Genomic DNA, 18,583 nt, shown 5'->3' with positions numbered 1-18,583 from the left:
TCATGATGAAATTATGGTTATGATCAATTAAGTATATCGTTGCTAAATATTGCTCACTTTTTGGTGGGCTTTATGTCAAAATATATTGCTTATAGACGTTAAATTTTGCTCAAATCATCTCCTGTTTGAGCATAAGTTTTCAGTCCTAACTTGAGATAAGGTGGAAAAATTGCAGCAGTTTGCTATTGGTCAACGTTGGTTATCAGACACAGAGACAGAGTTAGGTTTAGGGGTTTTGATTGATGTAAATGAACGATCAATTAGTATCCTCTTTCCTAAAAGTGACGAAACCCGTGTCTATGCACGTAGTAACGCACCTTTATCTCGAATTGTGTTCAATGTGAATGATGAGCTTCAAGACCAAGAGGGCATCGTCTGGAAAGTCGAATCATTAGAAGAGCGTGGTGGCGTTATTCGTTACAACGTAATTCGTCAGTTACAAGATGGTACTGATGAACGTAAATCATTAAATGAAACTCGTGTTGGTGCGACGATTCAATTGTCTAAACCACTTGATCGTTTACTGGCAAGCCAAATTGATTATAAAGAATGGTATGACCTGCGTATTGAAGCATTACAAATGCAAGCTAATATGCAAAATAGTCCATTACGTGGCATGGTGGGTGCTCGTGTTGGATTGATTCCTCACCAATTTTATATCGCGCATGAAGTAGGTAAGCGCTTTGCTCCACGTGTCTTATTGGCGGATGAAGTTGGTCTAGGTAAAACTATTGAAGCAGGTTTAATCATACACCAGCAACTTAAAACAGGACGTTCTGAACGCATCCTCGTTTTAGTACCTGATTCGCTGCAATATCAGTGGATGATTGAAATGCGTCGCCGTTTCAATTTGAATTTCTCGCTATTTGATTTAACGCGTACTGCTTCGATCAAAGAACATGATCCAGAATTGAATCCGTTCTTAACTGAACAGTGCATCATTGCGTCTGTTGATCTTATGATCGACCATGAAGATTTACGTGTGCAAGCGCTCGAAGCAGGTTTTGATTTGCTTGTGGTGGATGAAGCACATCACTTGATGTGGTCAGAAGAAGAAGGGGGTAATGACCGCTATGACCTTGTTGAAGAATTTGCTGAAAAAACAGCAGGCGTACTTTTACTGACTGCAACGCCTGAACAGTTAGGGGTCGAGTCCCATTTTGCTCGTTTACGTTTACTCGATCCGCAACGTTTCAGTTCACTTGATCGTTTCTTAGATGAAGAAGAAAAATATCAGCAAACTGCTCAAATTGCGGAAGTGCTGATGTCGGATCAACCCCTTGAAGCTGATCATTTCCAAGCAATTGAGCAGTTACTGGGTCACAAGATTGAAGATGAGCCAGAACAGCGTTTCCGTGCAATTCATGAATTGTTAGATCGTCACGGTACGGGACGTGTACTATTCCGTAATACACGTGAAGCGATTCAAGGCTTCCCTGGTCGTGATTGTCAGCCTGCACCATTACCTGCGCCAGAAGGATGGTCGATGGATGGTAAACTTCGTGAACAAATGTGGCCAGAAGAAGCGCAATTGGACGGGGCTTGGATGGAAACTGATCCGCGTGTAACGTGGATTATGGAAATGCTCCGTACTCAGTTAAAGCATAAAAAAGTCTTACTCATTGCGCGTAGTGGGCCTGTGGTTGAAGCTTTAGAAAATGCATTACGTATCCATGCAGGGATTCGTACAGCAATGTTCCATGAAGGCATGAGTCTATTAGAGCGTGACCAAGCAGCTGCTTATTTTGCAGAAGATTCCTATGGTGCTCAGATTTTATTGTGTTCAGAAATTGGTTCAGAAGGTCGTAACTTCCAGTTTGCTTCAGATTTAATTCTATTTGATTTGCCAGCGAACCCTGATGTTCTTGAACAGCGTATTGGTCGACTTGATCGTATTGGTCAAGAAAACCGTATTCAGATTCATGTGCCATATTTAGTGGGCACTGCACAAGAGCGTATGTTCCGTTGGTACAATGAAGCATTAAATATTTTCAGCAATATTTCTCCGACCGCGCAAACCTTACAAGAAAACTTTATTATTGATCTTAAAGATTGCTTGTTGGCTGATAAAGGTCAAGCGTTTGAAGATTTGCTTGAAGCTGTAAGTGTGCAACGAGAAGCTTTAGAGCAAGAGCTACAAGCAGGACGTGATCGTTTATTGGAATACAATTCTTGTCGCCCAATGGTTGCGCAAGAAATTGTGCAAGCGCTTGAAGAGTATGATGACAATACGACTTTGCCAATGTTTATGAAACGCTTCATGGCGTCAACCAATATTGATTTTGATGAGCAAAGTAATGGCACGGTGATTATTAAGCCTACTGATCAAATGCAAATCCAAGGTCTGACTTTGGATGAGGAAGGCATGACCGTGACGTTCTATCGTGATCAGGCTCAGATCCGTGAAGATGCGCAATACATAACGCTAGAGCATCCTTTCACTGAAAGTGTCATGGAAATGATCAATACGCAATCGTTTGGTAGTACCAATGTGGCGTTATTGAAATCTGCAGCTTTACCACAAGGTTCAGTTTTAGTTGAGGTGTGGTTCAAAGTGGATGTGATTGCACCGAAAGCATTGAACTTGCCAGCGAGTTTACCAACACAATTGATTCGTGTGTTATTAAGTGAAAAAGGCCAAGATTTATCAGCTAAAATTGCACCAGATATTTTGAAACCATACTTACATCATCTTGACGGTAATAGTTGTCGCCAAGTGGTGAAAGCACGTCGTGATGTCGTTGAACAACGTTATGCACAAGCTTTAGACATTGCAAAAGGTGCTTTGCCTGAATTAAAACAGCAAGCGAAAGAAATCTATAGCAATAAATGGCGATATGAAATTGATCGTTTAAGTTATTTGAAACAATTTAACCCAAGTATTCGCGAAGATGAAATTGCACGTTTGCAGAAGCTTCAAAAAGAAGGCTTAAGCCTTTTAGAAGGTTTAGCTGTAACGCCTGAAGCGATTCGAGTCTTGGTGGTGGTAAAGCCATAAAATAAAAAAAGCACCCTAGGGTGCTTTTTTTAGGACTGCAGAAATTGATTGAAGTCAGGTTTTCTTTTTTGTAAGAAAGCCATCACGGCTTCAATCATTTCAGGTGATGTTAAACGTTCTGCAACAACCTCAGCTTCCTGAACAATACAATTCAGAATTTGATCTTGCTCGGGTCGAATTTGTTTTTTAATAATTTTTAGCGTGGTCATTGGCAGTTGACTCATCTGTTGAGCTCGCTGCAAAGCTAATTGTTCAGGTTGCTCGCAAATCTGATTGATGATTCGACATTTTAGCGCTTCTTCCGCTGAAAATTTTCGACCTGTGAGCAATAATTCGGCAGCCATATGATAACCAGCCAACTCAGTGAAAAGAAGGCTGGTGCCACCTTCTACAGATAATCCCAAACTTACAAATGGAATTTGAAATTCTGTATCGGGGTGAGCGTATACCATGTCACAGTGAAATAGCATAGTGACGCCAACGCCTATAGTGCAGCCACGTACCGCAGCAATAATAGGTTTAGAAAATCTTGCGATCGCTTTTAGGAAGACAAATGGTGGTGTAGCATCAGCGGCTAAACCAACATATTTTTGAGCGGCAGACATAAAATCTTTCAGATCATTTCCTGCGGTAAAATCATGTTCGTTACCCTGTAAAATCACAACATTCACTTGTTGAGATTGATCTGCCGCATCCAATATTTTTGCAATGTCATTGTACATTTCCCCAGTTAAAGCATTTTTTTGCTCGGGGTGATCAATTTTGATGGTCAGGATTCTATTCTCAATCGTGACATGAATAAAAGGGTTTAGTGAATCTAAATTTTTTAACATGGCGGCATTCCTTGTCGCAAATTAAAAAAGCTCAGTAGACACGATTGTATACTGAGCTTTTATTCGTGCCTTATTGGCATTAAAGTCGATTTAAAATTTGCTCAGCATCTGAATAATTCATGTATTTTGGTACGGCATAAATTCCATGGGCTTCAGTAAAAGCAGATTTAATCATCTCTGGGAAATCTTGCTTTTTTAAATTCGGAATCTCAGTATTGATTTTCAAATCTTTGAGTAATTGCTTTACGCTTTGAATGAATATATTTGCGGCTTGTTCATCCGAAGTGTGTGACGAGCTTAAACCAATTTTCTTCGCTGCTAGTGCTAAGCGTTTTTCTGATGCTTTACGATTAAATTCTAGAACATGAGGCAAGATAATGGCATTAGCGCGTCCGTGTGGGATTTGATATTGAGTCCCTAATTGATGCGCCAAAGCATGTACATAGCCAATTCCAGCACTATTCATTGCCAAACCAGCATAATGAGAACCGAGCGCCATTGCTTCACGTGCTGCAATATTCTGACCATCTTCAAATGCTTTTTTTAAATTCTCCATGATCAATTTCATGGCTGCACTGGCGTAATAATCTGATTGTTTGTTGGCGAATCCGCTTACCCACGATTCAATTGCATGAGTAAGGGCATCAATGCCAGTGTCAGCAGTGATAGCAGGTGGCATGCCTTTCATGATGACGGGATCTAAAGCAGTTGCTAATGGAACGACTTTGGGATCAATAACTAAGCCTTTAATATGAGTTTCACTGTCTGAAATAACTGCGGCAATGGTAACTTCAGAACCTGTACCTGCGGTGGTCGGAATCACGAACAATGGATATGCAGGTTTACGGCTTTTTAAAATTCCAAAAAGTTGTTTAGGCGATTTATGGTTTGCGGCTGCGAGCGCTAATACTTTTGCTGTATCAATCGTCGAACCACCCCCTATACCCAATACGCTATCGCATGCGGTATTTTTAAACAGTGCTAGAGATTTTTCGACAATTTCACAAGTTGGATCAGGTTTTACATCAGAGAAAATAACAACTTCAATCCCATTGTGCTGTAATTGATCTTGAATGGGTTGTATGACACCTAATTTGACCAATACTGCATCAGTCACAATCATCACTTTTTTCATGCCGAGCTGAGCAATATTGCCACACAATTGCATTGATGAATCTTCACCCGCAAATACGAGAGGATGTGATACTGGGATTGCAAGGGTGAGGGCTTTGACAGCCATGAGTTGAGTTTTTGCACGTAAAATAGTGGCAATCTGAGCCATAATGATCAATCTCTATCCATGAGTTTGATTTAGTTATAGGATAATCATTGTCCAAGTACATTGGCGATAATCATCAACACATTGGTCTTAAATTACAATTTTATCAAAAATATAGCGCTATTAAACTGAGCAAAATAATGGTTGGATTTTGATCAGAATTCATGATAGAAAATAGAAAATAATTCGAAAATTTAAATCGTAAAGCTGTAGTTTTTACTCGGCAATCAGGAACTCAGGACGAGTTTAAAACGATTAAATCAGCTTTCGGTTATGAGTCATTACATAACAACAATGATGCGTTATTGGGAGTCATTACACATGGAAGTAAATCAGAACAACAACCAATTTGAGTTTTTACCGACTCATATTCACTATTTAATGTATTGGGAAAAGAAATCGCCAAACCAAGATTTCTTGGTTCAGCCTTTACCAAATGGTCAGGTGATTAAATACACTTGGGGAGAAGTGGCCAGTCAAGTCAAAAAAATGGCTGCTTATTTACAATCTTTGAATTTGCCTGGTCGTTCTCAGATTGCAATTTTTGGTAAGAATAGTGCGCATTGGATTATGGCAGATCTTGCAATTTGGATGGCAGGTCATGTGTCGGTTCCTTTATATACGACTCTCAATGGTGAAGGAACCAAATATGTTCTAGATCATAGTGAAACTAAGGCTTTGTTTATCGGTAAATTGGATGGTATTGGCGACAGTTGGAACGATGTGAAACAAATCATCCCGCAAGATATGCATTGTATTAAATTGCCATTGGCACCTGACTATAATGCGCCAACATGGGATGAAATCACTGCGAAAACAGCACCAACCAGTGAGCCTTATTTTCCAAACGAGGATGAGCTTGCGACCATTATTTATACCTCGGGCAGTACAGGTCTACCTAAGGGCGTTATGCAAAGTTATAAGACCTTGCTCTCACCTGCGAGTGAGCTGAAATCTACGTTTGGTGTTTCAGAAAAAGATCGTGCTTTATCTTACTTGCCGCTAGCTCATGTTGCAGAGCGTGTATTTATTCAATCATCCGTGATGATTTGTGGTTTTACCGTTTATTTTGCCAATTCATTAGATACATTTATTGAAGATCTTAATCGTGCAAAACCAACGATCTTCTTTTCTGTGCCACGTTTATGGACTAAATTTTATTTGGGGATTAATGAAAAAATTCCACTGAATGTACAAAACGTGTTGTTTAAAATCCCATTCTTGGGCAATAAGATTAAGCAAAAACTCTTGGCAAAATTGGGTTTGAATCATGTTCGTTATGCTTTAACGGGTTCTGCACCTTTACCCGTCGATATTATTAAATGGTATCGTAATTTGGGCTTAGAGTTGCTTGAAGTTTATGGAATGACAGAAAACTGTGGATACTCGCATATCACACGTATGGGTGAATATATGAGTGGATATGTCGGACATGTTCAAGCACGAGTAGACTGCAAGATTGATGAGAATGGTGAGATTTTAGTCAGAAGCCCAGGAACCATGTTGGGTTATTACAAGAACCCAGAAAAAACAGCTGAAGATTTGACTGAGGATGGTTATTTAAGAACAGGAGACATGGGTGAAATTGATGCGACTGGCCGTCTAAAAATTACTGGACGTGTAAAGGACATCTTTAAAACTCAGAAAGGTAAGTATGTGATGCCTGTACCAATTGAACAAAAGATTGGTAATAACCAAATGATTGAATCTGTCTGTGTTGGTGGTGCAAGCCATAAACAGCCGATCGCCTTTGTGATGTTGGCAGAAGAAATTCGCAATAAATTGCAACAAGATAATAAACGTGATGATATCGAAGCAAAATTAATTGAGTTGAAGAATGAAATTAATGAAAAGCTTGAGCCACATGAAAAAATTGCATTCTTTGTGGTCATTATGGATTTGTGGACGATGGATAACGATATGTTGACGCCGACTATGAAGATTAAGCGTAATAAAATTGAGGCGAAGTACGAAGCTCTTATTCCAACTTGGGTTGCTCAAAATAAAGAAGTTATTTGGGAAAAGTAATAAAAAAGCCCTTCAACTGAAGGGCTTTTTTTACACTCAGTATTTATTCTTTCAGATGACGTGCGCCTTCTAAAATCATTCGGATCATCGTCATCGTTTGTTCAGCTACAACTTTTCTTTCATCGTGTGGCATGTTGATTAATTTAGCACCCATAGTGAATACCAATTGAGTAATCGCTTTTGCAGCCAATTCTGGATGCTTGATTTTATGAGAGTTATTTTGCTCGAGACGAACAAGATCATCCATGAGTTCTTGCTGAAAGTAATTGAGCTGTTTTTCAACCGCCTCTTTATAAGAGGCAGAACCAGTATAACCTTCACGTAACAACAGGCTCAGATTACCTTCGTCAGCATCTAACTGTTCAATAAATACTTCAACTGAACTACGCACAATACTTGAATTGCGAACTGCTTTTAAGCGAGCTTGATGCAAGATTTGACGTAAAACAATACCTGAGCGATCAATCAATTCAATGGCAAGTTCGTCGATATCTTTAAAATGTCTATAAAAACTGTTTGGCGCAATTCCTGCTTCACGGGCAACTTCGCGCAAGCTTAAAGATGCGATGCTTTTTTGAGGTCCGATAAGGTTGAGAGCAGCTTGGAATAATTCTTCTTTCGTGATTGTGGCTTTTCTTCCGACTGTACGTGCAGTTGGATGCTCCAAAATGGATGCGGATTCACTGGCATGTAGAGGAGAAAGAGTAATCGTAGAGCTGCTCATAAATATCAGAAGTTTACAGTTAGAGTTGCATTATATCGATCTGTGTCAGGATATGGAAATCAATAGATGATATACAAGTGTCTATACAAATATATATACATGTGTATAATAATTCTAAACCCACTGTGATGAGCCCATAATGCAAGCAGTTAAGCCACCTAAAAATTTGATTAGATCCGCAGTAAATGCTGTATTTGATCCGAATGCTGCCAATTTTTGGTTGCAAAAGATCGATCCAATTTGGTCGGTGAATCAATCATTAGGCAAAATTGTTGAACGTACACAAGTTGCAAATGATACGGTCAGCTTAAAAATTGCGGTTAATCGAAAATTTCAGTTTGGTGAAGCAGGGCAACATCATCCAGTTATTGTCACGACACGAGGTCGTTGTTTTGAACGTACCTATAGTTTGACCAAAATCGACACTCAACATGTATTGTTGACTGCTAAGAAAGTCGATGAGGGTGTAGTCAGTTCTTGGATTAACGATATTGCTGAGGTAGGCGATATTGTTGAGTTTGGTGCACCCTATGGAGATATGACACTTGGAAGTGTAAATACACCTCTATTAATGCTGGCCGCAGGGAGTGGTATTACTCCAATGTACAGCTTGATCAAGGCATTATTGCAGCAAGAAAAAAAATTAGTTCAGTCAGTTAAATTGATGTACTGGGCAAAAAAAACAGAAGATTTAGCATTTCAAACAGAGTTGATTGCTTTGGCGAATCAACACTCAAATTTTAATGTTGAATTTTTTACCACTCAAGATGAAGTGGCTGATTCCCGTTTAGAAGATTCGCATTTAACTGCTATCGAATCCTTAGATCAATATACGGTTTATGCATGCGGTCCAGCAGGATTTGTGCAAGTTGCTGAACAACTAACTGATACTCGTGTTCATAAATTTAAAGGTGAAGCATTCAGTGTTGAACCATTCATTAGTGATGAAACTGGTTTTGTTCAGGTCACACTTACGAAATCAAATAAGGTCGTCACGATTCCAAAGGGACAATCAATACTTGCAAGTTTAGAGCAACAAAATATTCGCCCACAGCACGGTTGCCGCATGGGGGTATGTAATAAATGTGCATGCCATAAAGCGCAAGGTGCAACTAAAAACCTCGTCAATGGTGCAGAAAATACTGAGCCTGGAAATCTGCTCAAAATCTGTATCAATTCAGCTCAGTCTGATCTCACTATCGACCTATAAGCGAGAATAATCATGAATATGCCAGTTCAAGCACAATATTTCAAAAACCCAAAAAATCGTGAACTCACTGATGCACAACTTGATGAACTCGCACGTGAACTTGATGCAATTAAGCAGGAAGTTCTTGATGATTTAGGTGAAAAAGACGAAAAGTATATTAAGCGAGTGTATGCAGCGATTCGCTACAGTTCAATCCTTGGACGTGCATGTTTATTTGCTGGCTGGTTTCCTCCAGCATGGCTTTTAGGCACAGGCTTGCTTGGTTTTGCCAAAATCATGGAAAACATGGAGTTGGGCCATAATGTGATGCATGGTCAATATGATTGGATGAACGACCCTAAATTTAAAGGGACAACTTACGAATGGGATATCGTCGGCACATCTGATGATTGGCGCCAAACCCACAACTACAAACACCATACCTATACCAATATTAAAGGTATGGATGATGATATTGGTTATGGAATTCTTCGTTTGTTCCCAGAGCAACGCTGGAAAAAAGGATATTTATTACAACCACTTTACAGTATTCCATTCTGTTTGTTATTCCAGTGGGGTGTAGCGATTCAGAACTTAGAAATTGGTAAGCGCTTAAAAGGGCGCATGACCAAAGAAGAATTTCAACAACGTTTGAACCCGATGAAAAAGAAAATGGGGAAACAGTTATTTAAAGATTATGTTTTCTTCCCACTCATTGCAGGTCCTGCAGCATTACCCGTTTTCACAGGTAATTTAGTCGCTAATGGTATTCGTAATATTTGGACATTCAGTATCATTTTCTGCGGTCACTTCACCAAAGATGTGGAAGTTTTTCCAAAGTCAGTTTTAGAAAATGAAAGCCGTGGCCATTGGTATATGCGTCAAATTCGTGGGTCTTCTAACCTGACAGGTTCTGAAGGATTCCATATTTTGACGGGGCATTTGAGTCATCAGATTGAGCATCATCTTTATCCAGATATTCCTGCTCGACGTTACCGTCAAATGGGGCCTAAAGTGAAAGCGGTGTGTGAAAAATACGGCCTGAATTACAATAATGCGAGTTTATTTAAACAATATGGTCAGGTTTTGGGACGTATTGTGAAATATGCCTTCCCATTTAAAAAGTAAGAAACAAAAAAAGCCACTTATTGAGTGGCTTTTTGAACTTTAATAGCGAACTATTTTAATTGAATTGATCCATTTGCATTGACTGTGATTGTTGATTCTCCAGCAGCCATATTTTGTGAGTCTGCAGCGGGTGCACTCTCTACAACCATTGCGGCACGTGCCATGGCTAATGGTCTTGGTGAATAATTATTGGTGTTCATATTCAAGTTAACCAAGTTATAACTAGAACGATTCCAAGCTTTAGTGAGAACCTGAGCGCGCTGTTGGAAATTTTGCGTGGCTTCTGTCAATAACTCATTTTCAACCTGCTTTCGTTTTTCAGTGGAAACAGTGAAATTAATCGATTGTGTTTGAAAATCTTGTTGTAACTCGCTAATTAACTGGCTCGCTGCTTTAAAATCTTTGCTTTCAATATTCACTTCAGCGCGGCCGCGCCATTCCTTCAGCTTTGTTGAATTGTTGTTGTCATAGACAGGGTAAGTGGTCTGAGAACCTGTTTCGACCTTAACTTGGGGGTATTTTTTACTGATGTTGATGGCCTGATTCATCAATTGGGTCATTTGTGTTGAAAGTTGTGCAGGCTGTTTATTACTTTTTTCAATAAATAGAATGGCGTGCATTTCATCATTAGAGACTTGTTTAGAAGCATCTGCTTGAAGATTAATAATATTAGTTTTAGGTTCTGTGTCAGCAAGTACCGAAAAGCTAATGCCAGTAGCTAAGATCAATAGTGGCAGTTTTAATAATTTCATTGTTATCTCTGTATCTTCACCTGATGAATATTCTACAGATTATTCTAATCTTTTTTGATGGAGAGAAAATGTGATTATTTGGTGATGAGATAGTAGCAATTGTAATATTCAACACCGATTTTACGACTTAAGTCGCCTTAACAAGGCTTTTAAAATGCATTTTAATTGAATTGTAGTTGAACAATAAAAGAATATAACTTGTCTTTGGATTAGTGCATTAATAATTTGTAATTCATGGATAATTCTATTATCAATGGTCTAATAAGTAGTATTAGAAATAGATTAAACATTCTGTATATTTAAATAATAAATTTTTAAAAACATGTAAAACAATAAGATAGTGTCTTGATTTGATAAATTATTTATAGTCTGAAACTATTGTCATAAAGAAAATAAGTATTGGCATATAGGTCAAGATTTTTCCATTCTAGCTCTCATCAGAGATGCAGGTATCTCTCTAAAAGAATTTGTCCTTTAGAAGGTTGTTTTCAAGCAATTTCCTAAGGTCAAATAGATCATCGAATGAAGTTGAAGGAAGTCTTGATGTCTAATTCTGCTGTAGTTGAATCAGTAGCACAAGCGTTACGAACTGCTGAATTATCACAAAGTGCAATCGCACCAATTCGCCCAACGTTGGGTGGTGAAGCTGCTGATGTAGATATCGCTTACGCTGTACAAGAAGTGAATACAGCGCGTGCCTTATCAGAAGGTCGTCGTTTAGTTGGGCGTAAAATCGGTTTGACATCAAAAGTGGTTCAAGCACAACTCGGTGTAGATCAACCTGACTTCGGTATGCTGTTTGCAGACATGGCTTATGGTGATGGAGAGGCGATTCCTGCAGGTCTATTGATCCAACCTAAAGTAGAAGCGGAAATCGCTTTGGTGATCAAACAAGATTTAACGAAAGAAAAACACACTTATGCTGACATTATCAGCGCGACTGATTATGCACTTCCTGCTGTTGAGGTGGTGGATAGTCGAATTGAAAACTGGAAGATCAGTTTGATTGACACTGTCGCAGATAATGCATCTTCAGCTGCATTTGTATTGGGTTCACGTCCTGTAAAACTCGATAACCTTGATCTAGTGAATTGTAAAATGATCATGACACGTGGTGAAGAAGTCGTGTCTCAAGGTGTTGGTAAGGCTTGCTTAGCAAACCCTTTAAATGCAGCTGTCTGGCTTGCTGATGAAATGGTACGTCGTGGTCGTCCATTGTTAGCTGGTGACATTATTTTAACAGGTGCATTAGGCCCTATGGTTGTAGCAAACCCAGGTGATGAATTCAAAGTTGAGATTGAAGGCTTTGGTTCAGTGACTGCTGCTTTCGCTGCTGAATAAGTCGGAATTTTGAGAGAGTACGTTAATGAAAAAGATTAAATGTGCAATGATCGGACCAGGTAACATTGGTACTGATTTGCTTTACAAACTTCAACGTAGCGAATGGTTAGAGCCAGTTTGGATGGTGGGTATCGATCCTACTTCTGAAGGTCTTGCTCGTGCTGCGAAAATGGGTTTAAAAACCACTGCAGAAGGGGTTGATGGTCTTCTTCCTCACGTCATTGAAGATGATATCAAAATTGCTTTTGATGCAACGTCTGCATATGTACATGCTGAAAACAGCCGCAAGTTAAATGAACTTGGTGTACTGATGATTGACTTAACACCTGCTGCAATTGGTCCTTTCTGTGTTCCACCTGTGAACTTAGAAGCTTTACTTGCAGAAGGTGAAGTGCCTAACGTGAATATGGTAACGTGTGGTGGTCAGGCGACAATTCCTATGGTTGCAGCAGTTTCACGTGTTCAACCTGTTGAATATGGTGAGATCATCGCGACTGTGTCTACAAAATCTGTAGGTCCTGGTACACGTAAAAACATCGACGAATTCACACGTACAACTGCGGGTGCTATTGAGAAAGTTGGTGGTGCGAAAAAAGGTAAAGCGATCATCATCATTAACCCTGCTGAGCCACCACTTATGATGCGTGACACAGTACACTGTCTTGTTGAAGGTGAGCCAGATCAAGCTGCGATCACTGAATCAGTTCACGCGATGATTAAAGAAGTGCAAAAATATGTACCAGGTTACAAACTTGTAAATGGTCCAATTTTTGATGGTAACCGTGTTTCTATCTTCTTGGAAGTAGAAGGTTTGGGTGATTTCTTGCCGAAATATGCAGGTAACCTCGACATTATGACAGCTGCAGCTGCTCGTACAGCAGAAATGTTTGCTGAACACGTATTCAACAAAGAAGAAGCTTAAGGAGCAACCGCATGTCTAAGATTATTGTTCATGATATGACTTTACGTGATGGTATGCATCCGCAGCGCCATCAAACGACTGTTGAGCAAATGATTGCAATTTCAACAGCACTTGATGATGCAGGCGTACCATTAATTGAAGTCACTCACGGTGACGGCCTTGGTGGTTCATCAGTAAACTACGGTTTTGCTGCTGCGACTGACGAAGAATACTTGTCTGCTGTTGTACCGCGTATGAAGAATGCAAAAGTTTCTGCACTTCTTCTTCCTGGTATCGGTACGGTTGACCACTTGAAAATGGCACATGAAATCGGTGTATCAACGATTCGTGTTGCAACTCACTGTACTGAAGCTGACTGTTCTGAACAGCACATCACCGCTGCGCGTAAATTAGAAATGGACACAGTGGGCTTCTTAATGTTGGCTCACATGGCATCTCCAGAGCGTCTTTTAGAAGAAGCGAAGAAGATGGTGTCTTACGGTGCAAACTGTATTTATGTGACTGACTCAGCAGGTTACATGCTTCCTCAAGATGTAATTGATCGCGTTGGACACTTACGTCAACACTTGGACCCAAGCATTGAGTTGGGTTTCCACGGTCACCACAACTTAGGTATGGGTGTATCAAATACTGTTGCTGCTGTTGAAGCAGGCGCGGTACGTGTTGACTTGGCGTCTGCAGGTCTCGGTGCGGGTGCAGGTAACACACCACTTGAATTGTTCATCGCTGTTGCAAATCGTATGGGTATGGACACAGGCGTTGACTTGTTCAAAGTACAAGATGTTGCTGAAGATCTCGTGATTCCAATGATGCACAACCCAATTCGTGCAGACCGTGATGCAGCTACTTTAGGTTATGCGGGTGTTTACTCTTCATTCCTATTGTTCGCTAAACGTGCTGAAGCGAAATATGGCGTATCTGCGCGTGAAATCTTAATGGAGCTTGGTCGCCGTGGTACTGTTGGTGGTCAGGAAGACATGATTGAAGATCTAGCTTTGACTATGGCGAAAGCAAAAGAACTTAACGCATAATTTAAAAGTGATTTGAAAGAGCACTCTTAGGAGTGCTTTTTTTATGAATTTAGAAAAGATACATATAAAAAAACAATTGCGTGAGATGTTTGGGTGCTTATATTGAGTGATTTGGTGTAGAGCGTATCGTGATTGTTAAACTTAAAAACTATTAAATAAAATGGCAAAATGCTTTTGGGTTAATTTGTAAGATATTAAAATATAATAAATTATCCATAGTAAAAGTTAATTTGCTTAGTTACTGAGCTATTATTAATTGTTTATAACAATGAGAGTTTTTAAAGTATTGTTTTTCATCGGAAAAGTCTAAATTTTTTTTAGACTCTAGTCTGATTTCTTCAGAGTGCACAATTTAGCAATATGCTCATCAACGCTGATTTGAGTATAGGATGAAGCCATGCGTCATCAAAAATTATGGCTAGCAATGATTGCTGCAACAGGGATGAGTGCAACAGTACACGCAGATTTTGTAAAAGACAGCAATGTTCAACTGAAATTCAAAAACTTTTATTTAGATCGTGAATATAATCATGAAGCAGGACGTGACGTTACACGTGGCTATGGTAACTGGACACAAGCAGTCACTTTAGATGCTAAATCTGGCTATCATGATATCGGTGCAGGCATTCAAGTCGGTGCAGACCTTTTGGCACAATATGCGGTGGGCTTAAAGTCTCAAGGCACTGTCGATGATATTCACATGCCATATGATTATGCGAACAAAAAAGTTGAAAAAGATAACGCAAAATTAGGCGCAACATTAAAAGTTAAATACGCAAAAACTGAGTTAAAAGTAGGTGATTTATTACCAATGTCACCTGTATTGTTTTTTGATCCATCACGTCAATTGTTGACTACATATAGTGGTGCTTGGTTCGAATCAAAAGATATCAAAGATACAAAGCTCACTTTGGCGTATATTGATGGGATTAATGCGCGTTACGACAACCAGTACCAAGACTTTAGCTTATTCCCACATAATAACTTTGCAATTGCCAAAACAAATAGTGATGGCATGTATATTGCGGGTGTAGATCATCAATTTACGCCAGAACTTGGTGGTAGCTATTGGTATGCTGATGTAACAGACATCTATCAGCAGCATTATGCAGCAGCAACATTCAAAACAAACTTAACTGAGAAAACTAAGCTTGATAGCCATGTACGCTATTTTAATAATAGTGATTCAGGCGACAAATTGTACGGCGAAATCGACAGTCAAGCGGTCTCAGTAGGTACGAAAATTAATCATGGTATGCACACCGTTCAATTGGGCTACCAGCAAATGTTTGGTGACATGGGTGGTTCAGGCATGTTCCCAACATTAGGTGGTTGGGTGCCGCAGCCGTATTTAGACAACTGGTCAGTTGCAAGCTTTATTCGTAAAGATGAGCGTTCTTGGAGTGTAGGTTATACCTATAACTTTAAAGATGCAGGCATTCCTGGTTTAACTGCAACAGTTCGTCATTTCAATGGTGATAACATTGATTTTGGTGCAGGCAAAGCTAAAGGTGAAGAGAAAGAGAATAATGTGATTGTGAACTATGTCGTGCCTGAAGGAAAGTTGAAAGGCTTGGGCTTCAACTATATGTTTATCGATACAGATTATAGCTTCGGTAATGACCTTGAAGAGCACCGTGTAGCAACAACCTATACCTATACATTCTAAGTCGAATTTCAATATAAGCGATTCAATGCCTATATTGTTACCAGTTGGTGTTAACGCTAACACAATGCGGTATCAAATGATGCCGCATCATTTTCTATAAATGCTTGGCTGTTATTTGGTTGTATGGATCTCAGTGTTAGTGATTTAAATATTTAATGAAATCAAAAACTTAAATTATAGATATAAGATTGTTTTTTATCGTTATTTAGTATGATTAAAAAAATGGTGAAGCTTTAAAATTCATGCTTATATGTGGCGTAAAGCTGAATTTAAACCCACCGACAATATTTATCTGAACATGGATGAATATTGGATTTTACGAGGAAGATTTATGAGTACTGTTCAGATTCCTGATTATAAAACAGATGCTTTTTTTGGTTTGGAAGATAAATGGATTGAAACAGCAGAAGGCGAGTTAACCCATTATCATGAAATTGGTGAAGGCACGCCTATTTTATTCCTTCATGGTTCTGGTACTGGTGTATCAGCAGCTGCTAACTGGTGGTTGAATTTACCTGCAATTGGTGAGCAAGCGCGTTGTATCGCAATTGATACCATTGGTTATGGTCAAACTGTCGTTGCACCAGGAACTCAATACGGTATCCGTGCATGGGTTGATCATGCAATTCGTACTCTTGATGCACTTGGTATTGAAAAAACATGGTTAGTAGGTAATTCGCTAGGTGGTTGGTTAGCATTCCAATTGGCACTTGATTATCCAGAGCGTGTACTCGGTATTGTTTCAATGGGTACAGGTGGTGCAAAACAAACTGCAGCCCTAAAAGCGCATGCAAACCCAGTTTTAACAGAAGAAGGTATTCGTAAGACACTTTCAATGTTCGTTGTAAATAAAGACTTAATTACAGATGAGCTGGTAAAAGTACGTTTTGATTCTGCGGCGAATGACTACGCATCTGATCGTTTAATGGATGTCGTGGGTGCGCGTGACCGTGATCGTTTCGAGTTCCCATTAGACTTTGAAAAAATGAAAGATATTACAGTTCCTGTATTATTGATTCATGGTACTCAAGATGTGGTGATTCCTGTGTCTCGTACTTGGGACATTTTAAATATCGTTCCTAATGCTGATGCACATATTTTCAGTCAGTGCGGTCACTGGTCACAAGTTGAAAAAGCAGAAGAATTTAATACGGTGATCAAAAATTATCTAGCAGTTCATGGTGTTAAATAATTTCAGATCCTAAAAAACTAAAAAAGAGGATGATTTAATCATCCTCTTTTTTAAAACTGAAAATACAGAACATGTGTTTAATACGTTTAAATCTGCATATTGATAATCAATATTGAGCATTGAGCTGTTTTAATTCATTAGACTTAAGTGGTAGATCAAGTCTAGTTAGTTAATGGGTTGTTTAAAAAATAGTCTAATCTAAAGCCTGAATTCATAGAATTTATGATGATATTCGTAAAACTTTATTAGACTAAAGTCTAAGGTGGGCAGTTAAAATAAAAAATAAAAATCACCGCTAATTCTAACGGTGATCATTAATTTGAAAAAATTAATTAATTACGATTAATATCAAGATAAAAAACAGAGCTCAGTAAGTCCATAAATTTTTTGACGCCTTCTGAGTTAGTACTTTTTCTATAGCTTGCAAATAAATCGATTGAAGGTAATTCCACGTCTAGCGGGCGAATCACGGTGTTGTTCATCGTCAGTGGTGCGATATATCCAGGTAGAAAAGTACAGCCCAGGTTCATGCCAATAGAATTAATGTTAAAGAGGATATTGTCTGCAGTTTGAACAATATTTAAATTGATTTGATGATATTTTGCAAAATCTAGAATGATCTTATTTAGGGTTTGAGATTGCTGTTCAGAAGGAATAATGAAATCGATTCCATCGAGCTCTTTTACTGGAATGCGATCGTATTTAGCGAGTGGATGATCTTTGGGGAGTAAGAAAATCAAAGGTTCTCGTAAAACAAATTGACTTTCGATTTCATCACTAAATAGATTTTGACGAGTAAAAGCGATATCAATTTCGCCTTTTTTTAACATTTTTGACTGATCGGAGTTGTTTAAGCTTAACAATTCAATCTTTAAATCCCGGTTTTGAACACGAAGATTAGGGAGAACGTAAGGAAAAATTTTCATTTCAACGACGGGAACAAAGCCGATACGTAACAATTGCTGTTTAGATTTGGCAATCTGACGAGTCATTGCGACTGCTTTGTCTGCTTGGGCTATCGTGAGGCGAGCTTGTTCAAGGAAGACTTGACCCTCCTCAGTGAGTTCTACCTTACGTTTTGTACGATAAAGCAAAGGGACGCCAATTTCATCTTCAAGATCTTTAATCTGCTGGCTCAATGATGGCTGAGCAGTATAAAGGCGCAAGGCTGCTTTGGTGAAGTTGAGTTCTTCTGCCACAGCAATGAAATATCGTAGGTGTCGTAGTTCCATAAAAAATCATCCAAAGATTGATTCATATAATGTCTAAATATGATCAAGTGCGAGTATAGTTCACAAATGGATATTCGGTGAAGTGGGGCTGAGCATATTGAAATATCAACGTTATTATTAAAATATGGTAAAATTCACGTATTCAGCGATTGATTAATTTATCGATAAAACATCTTGATTCAAACAAAAAAAATATTTCCCCAAAACTCGTTCAAAACTCATTATCTCTGCAAAGTTGAGTCTATTAGTTTGTGTCTAATTTAGT

General features: G+C 38.9%; 14 protein-coding genes. 9 read left to right on the top strand and 5 right to left on the bottom strand.

Annotated elements, in window-relative coordinates:
- The first annotated feature begins 160 nt into the window (after window positions 1–160).
- Window positions 161–2,998, top strand: coding sequence for an RNA polymerase-associated protein RapA (gene rapA, locus AC1M9F_RS06890; RefSeq protein WP_481597389.1), 2,838 nt, complete (start codon window positions 161–163; stop codon window positions 2,996–2,998).
- Window positions 2,999–3,027: 29 nt separating this feature from the next.
- Here rapA and AC1M9F_RS06885 read toward each other — a convergent pair whose 3' ends face one another.
- Entirely contained in the window at window positions 3,028–3,831 is an 804-nt protein-coding gene (locus AC1M9F_RS06885) for an enoyl-CoA hydratase-related protein (RefSeq protein ID WP_481597388.1), read from the bottom strand.
- A 79-nt stretch (window positions 3,832–3,910) separates the two neighbouring features.
- Window positions 3,911–5,113, bottom strand: a complete 1,203-nt coding sequence (locus tag AC1M9F_RS06880) for an iron-containing alcohol dehydrogenase (protein ID WP_481597387.1) — start codon at window positions 5,111–5,113, stop codon at window positions 3,911–3,913.
- A 318-nt stretch (window positions 5,114–5,431) separates the two neighbouring features.
- Between AC1M9F_RS06880 and AC1M9F_RS06875 the strand changes: the two genes are divergently transcribed.
- Window positions 5,432–7,138: an AMP-binding protein gene (locus tag AC1M9F_RS06875; RefSeq protein ID WP_035267149.1), complete on the top strand. Its 1,707-nt coding sequence runs from the start codon at window positions 5,432–5,434 to the stop codon at window positions 7,136–7,138.
- A 43-nt stretch (window positions 7,139–7,181) separates the two neighbouring features.
- Here the strand turns inward: AC1M9F_RS06875 and fabR are convergent, their stop codons facing one another.
- Entirely contained in the window at window positions 7,182–7,862 is a 681-nt protein-coding gene (fabR, locus tag AC1M9F_RS06870; protein WP_092767102.1) for an HTH-type transcriptional repressor FabR, read from the bottom strand.
- A gap of 139 nt (window positions 7,863–8,001) precedes the next feature.
- Here fabR and AC1M9F_RS06865 point away from each other — a divergent pair, with 139 nt between their 5' ends.
- Both AC1M9F_RS06865 and AC1M9F_RS06860 read left to right on the top strand, forming a co-directional pair.
- On the top strand, window positions 8,002–9,072 hold the full coding sequence (locus AC1M9F_RS06865) for a flavin reductase family protein (protein ID WP_481597386.1): 1,071 nt from the start codon (window positions 8,002–8,004) through the stop codon (window positions 9,070–9,072).
- A 12-nt stretch (window positions 9,073–9,084) separates the two neighbouring features.
- The gene (locus AC1M9F_RS06860) at window positions 9,085–10,179 is read left to right on the top strand and encodes a fatty acid desaturase family protein (protein WP_035267144.1); all 1,095 of its coding nucleotides are present in this window, start codon (window positions 9,085–9,087) and stop codon (window positions 10,177–10,179) included.
- A gap of 50 nt (window positions 10,180–10,229) precedes the next feature.
- Here AC1M9F_RS06860 and AC1M9F_RS06855 read toward each other — a convergent pair whose 3' ends face one another.
- Complete coding sequence (locus tag AC1M9F_RS06855; RefSeq protein ID WP_180028835.1) at window positions 10,230–10,931, bottom strand: SIMPL domain-containing protein; 702 nt, start codon at window positions 10,929–10,931, stop codon at window positions 10,230–10,232.
- Window positions 10,932–11,474: 543 nt separating this feature from the next.
- On the opposite strand from AC1M9F_RS06855, the gene AC1M9F_RS06850 reads away from it, so the two are divergent.
- The 5 genes from AC1M9F_RS06850 to AC1M9F_RS06830 all read left to right on the top strand — a co-directional run bounded on the left by AC1M9F_RS06850 (window position 11,475) and on the right by AC1M9F_RS06830 (window position 17,086).
- Window positions 11,475–12,272 (top strand): 2-keto-4-pentenoate hydratase, encoded by a 798-nt coding sequence (locus AC1M9F_RS06850; protein WP_180028836.1) that lies wholly within the window; start codon window positions 11,475–11,477, stop codon window positions 12,270–12,272.
- 25 nt (window positions 12,273–12,297) lie between these two features.
- Window positions 12,298–13,194 carry an acetaldehyde dehydrogenase (acetylating) gene (locus AC1M9F_RS06845; protein WP_035267137.1) on the top strand — a complete coding sequence of 299 codons (897 nt, stop codon included), beginning with the start codon at window positions 12,298–12,300 and terminating at the stop codon, window positions 13,192–13,194.
- 11 nt (window positions 13,195–13,205) lie between these two features.
- Window positions 13,206–14,225, top strand: coding sequence for a 4-hydroxy-2-oxovalerate aldolase (gene dmpG, locus AC1M9F_RS06840; protein ID WP_092767099.1), 1,020 nt, complete (start codon window positions 13,206–13,208; stop codon window positions 14,223–14,225).
- 397 nt (window positions 14,226–14,622) lie between these two features.
- The gene (locus tag AC1M9F_RS06835; protein WP_481597385.1) at window positions 14,623–15,894 is read left to right on the top strand and encodes an OprD family outer membrane porin; all 1,272 of its coding nucleotides are present in this window, start codon (window positions 14,623–14,625) and stop codon (window positions 15,892–15,894) included.
- A 331-nt stretch (window positions 15,895–16,225) separates the two neighbouring features.
- Window positions 16,226–17,086, top strand: coding sequence for an alpha/beta fold hydrolase (locus AC1M9F_RS06830; RefSeq protein WP_481597384.1), 861 nt, complete (start codon window positions 16,226–16,228; stop codon window positions 17,084–17,086).
- Window positions 17,087–17,418: 332 nt separating this feature from the next.
- Here the strand turns inward: AC1M9F_RS06830 and hcaR are convergent, their stop codons facing one another.
- Window positions 17,419–18,318 carry a DNA-binding transcriptional regulator HcaR gene (gene hcaR, locus AC1M9F_RS06825; RefSeq protein ID WP_035267131.1) on the bottom strand — a complete coding sequence of 300 codons (900 nt, stop codon included), beginning with the start codon at window positions 18,316–18,318 and terminating at the stop codon, window positions 17,419–17,421.
- Window positions 18,319–18,583: the final 265 nt, after the last annotated feature.

Source organism: Acinetobacter sp. ANC_7504 (assembly GCF_056779995.1).
Note: the sequence above shows the minus strand (reverse complement) of the source record. Positions and strands in the feature narration are given on the sequence as shown.